The 5,855-nt window shown below is 37.8% G+C and carries 7 protein-coding genes; 2 read left to right on the top strand and 5 right to left on the bottom strand.

The features are described 5' to 3' along the window. Positions 1 to 205 precede the first annotated feature (205 nt). The 3 genes from K737_RS05635 to smpB all read right to left on the bottom strand — a co-directional run bounded on the left by K737_RS05635 (position 206) and on the right by smpB (position 2,423). Complete coding sequence (locus tag K737_RS05635; RefSeq protein WP_035544239.1) at positions 206 to 943, bottom strand: MBL fold metallo-hydrolase; 738 nt, start codon at positions 941 to 943, stop codon at positions 206 to 208. Position 944: 1 nt separating this feature from the next. Beyond that, on the bottom strand, positions 945 to 1,691 hold the full coding sequence (gene fabG, locus K737_RS05640) for a 3-oxoacyl-ACP reductase FabG (RefSeq protein ID WP_006296317.1): 747 nt from the start codon (positions 1,689 to 1,691) through the stop codon (positions 945 to 947). Positions 1,692 to 1,961: 270 nt separating this feature from the next. Then, on the bottom strand, positions 1,962 to 2,423 hold the full coding sequence (gene smpB / locus K737_RS05645) for an SsrA-binding protein SmpB (protein WP_006296319.1): 462 nt from the start codon (positions 2,421 to 2,423) through the stop codon (positions 1,962 to 1,964). Between the two features lie 154 nt (positions 2,424 to 2,577). Here smpB and K737_RS05650 point away from each other — a divergent pair, with 154 nt between their 5' ends. Both K737_RS05650 and K737_RS05655 read left to right on the top strand, forming a co-directional pair. Beyond that, entirely contained in the window at positions 2,578 to 3,990 is a 1,413-nt protein-coding gene (locus K737_RS05650; RefSeq protein ID WP_006296321.1) for an NAD(P)H-dependent flavin oxidoreductase, read from the top strand. Then, complete coding sequence (locus K737_RS05655) at positions 3,991 to 4,638, top strand: type II secretion system protein (protein WP_006296323.1); 648 nt, start codon at positions 3,991 to 3,993, stop codon at positions 4,636 to 4,638. Positions 4,639 to 4,808: 170 nt separating this feature from the next. Here K737_RS05655 and K737_RS10620 read toward each other — a convergent pair whose 3' ends face one another. Together K737_RS10620 and K737_RS11245 are read right to left on the bottom strand one after the other, a co-directional pair. Continuing rightward, positions 4,809 to 5,018 carry a hypothetical protein gene (locus K737_RS10620; RefSeq protein WP_200863627.1) on the bottom strand — a complete coding sequence of 70 codons (210 nt, stop codon included), beginning with the start codon at positions 5,016 to 5,018 and terminating at the stop codon, positions 4,809 to 4,811. 538 nt (positions 5,019 to 5,556) lie between these two features. Continuing rightward, on the bottom strand, positions 5,557 to 5,855 hold a 299-nt coding region (locus K737_RS11245; protein ID WP_235075718.1), incomplete at its 5' end, for a hypothetical protein.

Here is a 5,855-nt window from a genome sequence, read left to right on the forward strand (position 1 = left end):
ACGAAAGTTTTAAAAGTCTCTGCGCTGGATGAGAGGTTCATTTGCATTAAACATTGTTGTTTATTTTTAATAAAATAGCCTCTCTTTCGGATCTTTTAAAGACCCTTCAAAAAAGTGAGGGGGAGTATGAATTTAAAGAATCCTCCCCTTTTATCAGCTCTGTTCTTAGTAAACCGTTTTTTAATAGACAACGCAAAAATTTTTTTTATAAAAAAATAGACATTCCATCAAACGCTGGTTCTATGCCGTAAGGTAGCTGCTTCTTAAGCGTTTCATAATCTAAGTCTGCGTTCATATGGGTTAAAATAGTGCGTTTTGGATTAACGCGCTTTACCCAATCTAAAACTTGCTCCAAATGAGCATGTTTGGTATTAGGTTTGCTGCTTAGACAGCCCAAAATCCACGTATCAATTCCTTTTAAAATCTCAAAAGATTCTTCCGAAAGTTCCGTAAGATCCGTGGAATACGCCCAAGTGGGAAACCGATAGCCAAGAGAATGCGTTGCTCCGTGCTTTTGTAGGAACGCAATAACAGGAATATCTGAAAGATAAAAAAGACCAAGTATTTGACAAAGCTGAATAAATCGAGACTTTCCCAAACATGCGTACGGAAGCATAGTTTCTAGCTCTTTACATGCAAAAGAATCCGCATAAAAAGGGATTGGCCCAAAAGAGGAAAACCCAATCAAATCCCCTATTCCTCCCACGTGGTCCATATGAGAATGAGTACACAATACTCCATCAATGCTGCAAATATCGTATGTTAAGCATTGAAAACGAAGATCTGGAGAAGCGTCAATTAACCAAGAATTCTTTGAAGTTTTAAAAAACAAACTGGTCCGAGTTCTATAATTTTTTAGGTTACTGGGGCTGCACGCTCCCCACCCTCTTCCTATAGAAGGAACTCCTGAAGAAGGTCCGCACCCCAATATGATTGCCTGCAATTTATCCTCCCATATACATTCCACCATTAACGTGCAAAGTTTGTCCTGTAATAAACTTCGCTTCTGGACTTACTAAAAATTGTACGGCATAAGCCACGTCCTCTGGAGTGCCCATAAATTTGCACGGCGTGTGCTCTAAGATTGAATTTCGCGCTTCTTGCAAAAGACCTTGTGTCATCGCTGTTTCAATAAATCCAGGAGCCACTGCATTTACGGTGATTCCTTTTGATGCAACTTCTAGCGCCAAAGATTTTGTCATACCGCACAGTCCTGCTTTGGAAGCAGCATAATTACATTGACCAGGATTTCCTTTGTGTCCAATAACTGAAGTAATATTGATTATACGCCCCCATTTATTTTTAAGCATTCCAGAAATTACTCCTTGACTTAAGAAAAAAGGAACAGAAAGATTAAGGTGAATAACATCTTCCCAATCTTGGTCTTTCATACGAAGAGCAAGGCCATCTTTCGTAATTCCGCTATTATTTACCAAAACATCAACGTTTGAAGCATGGGAAGAGACTTCTTCTAACAAAATTTTCCAGGATTTTTGAGTTCCCAAATCATGACGATATATATGAACCCTGCTACTCCACAATGACTTTAAGAGTTCTAATTTTTCTAAGTTACGCCCTGTAAGATGAATGGTTCCCCCCAAATTCCACAACCGGTGGGCTATTGCCATTCCGATTCCTCCAGTAGCACCAGTGATAAGACAGTTCTTTCCTGATAAAAAATTTTCCTTCATACAAACTTACCCTGTCCATTAATGTATTTACGACCACGATGAACGAAAGTATACGTATTCTACATACTAAATACAATAATGCAAAAAAAAATTACTGGGTAACCTTTATAAAAAAACGAGCACAAATCAGGAAATTATTCTTGGTAATCACCCAAAAATAAATAATAAATTTTACAAAAAATTAAAAAAACTTTTAGTAAAATTATTGATTTTACTCATTCTAATTATGATTAATTTTCAAGATAAAAAAAGGAATTATTTTTAACAAAACTAGTGTTGTCTTAAAATTCTTTGTTTTTCTCTTGACCATTCTCTCTCTTTTATTGCTTGGCGTTTATCTGCCTTTTCTTTTCCTGTTGCAATCCCCAGTTGCACTTTAATCAGTCCTGAAGCGTTACTGTATACAGAAAGTGGGACAATAGTCATTCTTTTTTTTTGCATTTGTCCACGCATTCGTTGAATTTGTCTGTTATGTAACAACAACTTTTTCCATCTCAAGGGATCATGACCAAAATGCTTTGATTCTGCACGCAAACTAATTAGTGCGTTATACAAAAACAGCTCTCCTTTCGATTCTAAAACAAAAGACTCTGCGATATTTATTTTTCCTTCACGGATGGCCTTAACTTCGCTTCCCTTTAACACAAGACCAGACTCTATCGTATCAACAATATGATAAGAGAATCGAGCCTTTCGATTTAAAGCAAAAGTTTTTACAGCAGTAGCACTCAAGACTGTTGATCAAATAAAAACTAACTTCAGACGATAACAAAAAATAATACAAAAGTCAATCACTTTTTTGAATCAAAAACAAAATAAATATGGGCTTGTTTTAATTTAATGCTTTATGTAATATTAAAGAGAGTAATGTTGATTTTTTGTATTAATGTCGGTCTTAAACCCTATGATTTTAAATCCTATATTGATATCTGGAAAGGAAGTTTTACCGTTAGTAGAAGGAGGAAAAGGAATCGGGGCATCTAATGGGGTCAGTGCCGGCGCTTGGGCAGCTTGCAATGCTGTTGGTACGTTTTCTGGTGTTAATGCTCCTATTTTGGATGAAAATGGCTACATAAAGCCTTGGGTTTATAACGGACATACGCGAAAAGAGCGCCACAAAGAACTTATAGAGCAAGCAATAGTGGGGGGGGTGCAGCAAGCCAAAATCGCCTATGATTTGTCCTGCGGAAAAGGACGTATCCATATGAATGTTCTGTGGGAAATGGGGGGAGTAGAAAATGTATTAGAGGGAATTTTAAGTGGGACAAAAGGGTTGATCCATGGGATTACTTGTGGCGCAGGCATGCCCTACAGACTAGCGGAAATAGCTGCGCGGTTTAAAGTTTTCTACCTTCCTATTGTTTCTTCTGCAAGAGCCTTTAGAGCACTTTGGAATCGCGCCTACAACAGAGTTTCTGAGTGGTTAAGCGCAGTTGTTTATGAAGATCCTTGGAAGGCTGGGGGACACAATGGGTTAAGTAATCAAGAAAACCCATTGCTTCCAGAAGACCCTTATGGCCGCGTTATGGCTTTAAGAGCTTCTATGCGGGATTTTTCTTTAGACCATATCCCTATTATTATGGCAGGAAGCGTTTGGCATTTAAAGAATTGGGCACATTGGATCGATAATGAAGAATTAGGGCTTATCGGGTTTCAGTTTGGCACTCGACCTTTGTTAACTCAAGAAAGCCCTATCCCGGAAAGCTGGAAGAAACGACTTTTAACTATTCTTCCAGGAGATGTTTTACTGAATAATTTCAGTCCAACTGGATTTCACTCTTCTGCTTTTCGTAATAGGTTTTTAGAAAAGCTTATAGCAAGGTCTTCTCGTCAAGTTCCTTATGCATATGCCCAAAGTGAAGAATTTTCAGGAATTTTAGAACTAGGAGCTCGGGGAAGAAAGTTGTTTGTAAGAGAGCGAGACTTAGATGAAATTACGCATTGGAAGCAGCAAGGATTTGTGACCGGTATGACAACACCAAGCCAAACGATTGTTTTTACTACTCCTCACGAAGCAGAAGAAATACTACGAGATCAGAGGAATTGTATGGGATGTTTAAGTTCCTGTCTTTTTAGCAATTGGAGTCAAGGCATGACAGGATCTACAGGAGAAAAGCCAGATCCAAGGTCCTTTTGTATTCAAAAAACCTTACAAGATATTATTTTAACAGGAAATGTAGAAGACAACCTTATGTTTGCAGGACACAATGCATACAAGTTCAAAGAGGATCCCTTTTATAAAGACGATTTTATTCCCACGGTTTCCCAGCTTATAGATCGCATTCAGACTGGAGAATAAGTGTTTGTGGGGCTTTTTTTATTTTCTTTTAGGAATGTTCTTTCTCAACGCCAAAAAGGGTTTATTTTGTGGGAAGTAGTGATCGGTTTGGCGGTATTTGGTGTTATTGCCGGAGCAGGAATGAAGATGTGGAAGATTGTTGATCAAGGAAGGTTCGTGCGAACTTGTGAGCAAATTCAGACAATTGTTACACAGCTTCGTCATTACAAGTGTGTTCACGCAGGTCTTCCAGAAGAAAGCGCTTTGGAAAATTCCCAAGCTTTAAGTATGGCTTCCAGTAAAATTTGGGATACTTTATCTGAAGAACAATGGATTGACGGAGTATCTTCTAGTGCAATTCACCCCTCTAAAGTTTATCCAAAAAATGCTTTGGGTGGTGGGGCTGGGTTAGTGCGCGCTACCTTTAATGAGCGTTCTGGGATTTGGCTTGTTCTTGCGAAAGAAACTCAGCACGGATTAAATGGCGCACTATTTACCCCAAAAGAGGCGGAACGACTTTCTACCACTTGGGGAGATGGCAGTCCTGATTCTATTAATTTTTCTGCCAAAGAAGGCATGGGAATTTCAGAGGGAGGGTGCGTAGAAGGGAAGAGTTTTTCAAAAAATTCTCACAGAAGTTGTATTGTTTATTTATTTGTCATGGATTGATCTTTAAAAATTTATCGTTCATTAAATAAAGACATTGGATACTATATTTAAATCAGTATAAAAAGATTATGATAATGTTCTTCTTATATGCTTGGCTTGGGCCCCATTTTTTCTCAATTGGATTTAGATCGGGGGAATAAAAAGGCAAATAAAGTAAACCATAGCATCTTCTAGCATGTTTTGCCTACTTTCCCTTTATGGAAAGTGGCATGATCTAAATCACTACCGCTTTCTTTTGGAAGGTTTGGTAATAAAATCTGCTGCACCCAAGATGTAAACCTTTTTGTAAGCCAGATATCACCCCAATTGCAATTGTATTTGTATTTGCCAATTAAAGCGCCTACGGCATTGCTCCCCTCAGTCATAAGAGCACATAACACCGCTTGCCTTTATTAAAGTATCCATGCGTTCTTGGCATGTCATGAGCAAAACCACTTTCATCACTATATCTGCTTATCTATCTGATACCAGAAGCGCTGACTTCTAACCTCTTAGCCCTTTCATGGCTAACTATCTGGAAATTCTTCTATATTTATTCTCAATTTTTCTTTGTCTAATTTTGTCCATGGTTTATTTCTTTTGTTGACTTCTTCAATATTTTTATTCTATCTCACTACTGCTGATTTAGATATGCAAAATCTAGCGGCTACTTTTTCAAATGACAAACCGTGCTTTGTTTTTATTTTTAATACTTTTTTCGAAAATCTAATGAATATGTCATACCTTTAATTATATAGTTTATTACGTAATTATAGCTTTATCCAGCTCTATTGTCATGTTTTTTTATGATGTTTTAGCTATACCGAAATATTTCACCAGCGTATCGATTCTATAGTCTTATATTCTGCAGATAGTACGTGCGTTCTTTCTAGGTTAATCGTGCCAAATATGTTCATTCTCGTCCGTAAAGCAGTGGTCTTAATTGGCTTGCGCTCCCCATTCAACCATAGGTGGCCATGGCACCCCATCCCCGAATAAAATTCGGCTCATTTTCCGGGGTGTGTTTGAGTAATTCTTCATATTTTTCGACAAATTTTTGTTGCGTAACGGAGGCTGCGAGGTTAAATATTGCTTCAATTTCTCAGCTTGCTCAGCTGTAAGCTTGCCACCATATACACCCGTCGCTAGGGGGCATAAGTGTTGAAAGTGGTTGAGATAGATATTATGAGTATAAAGTTTTAATTTTATAATGATGTATTGATATATGGTTAGAGAGA

It is taken from the genome of Holospora undulata HU1 (assembly GCF_000388175.3).
In the GTDB taxonomy this organism is placed as follows: Bacteria; Pseudomonadota; Alphaproteobacteria; order Holosporales; family Holosporaceae; genus Holospora; species Holospora undulata_A.

What these genes read in the sequence shown, in the direction of transcription:
- K737_RS05650 (WP_006296321.1), top strand. Translation starts at nt 2,578, where the DNA reads ATGTCGGTCTTAAACCCTATGATTTTAAATCCTATATTGATATCTGGA.
- fabG (WP_006296317.1), bottom strand. Translation starts at nt 1,691, where the DNA reads ATGAAGGAAAATTTTTTATCAGGAAAGAACTGTCTTATCACTGGTGCT.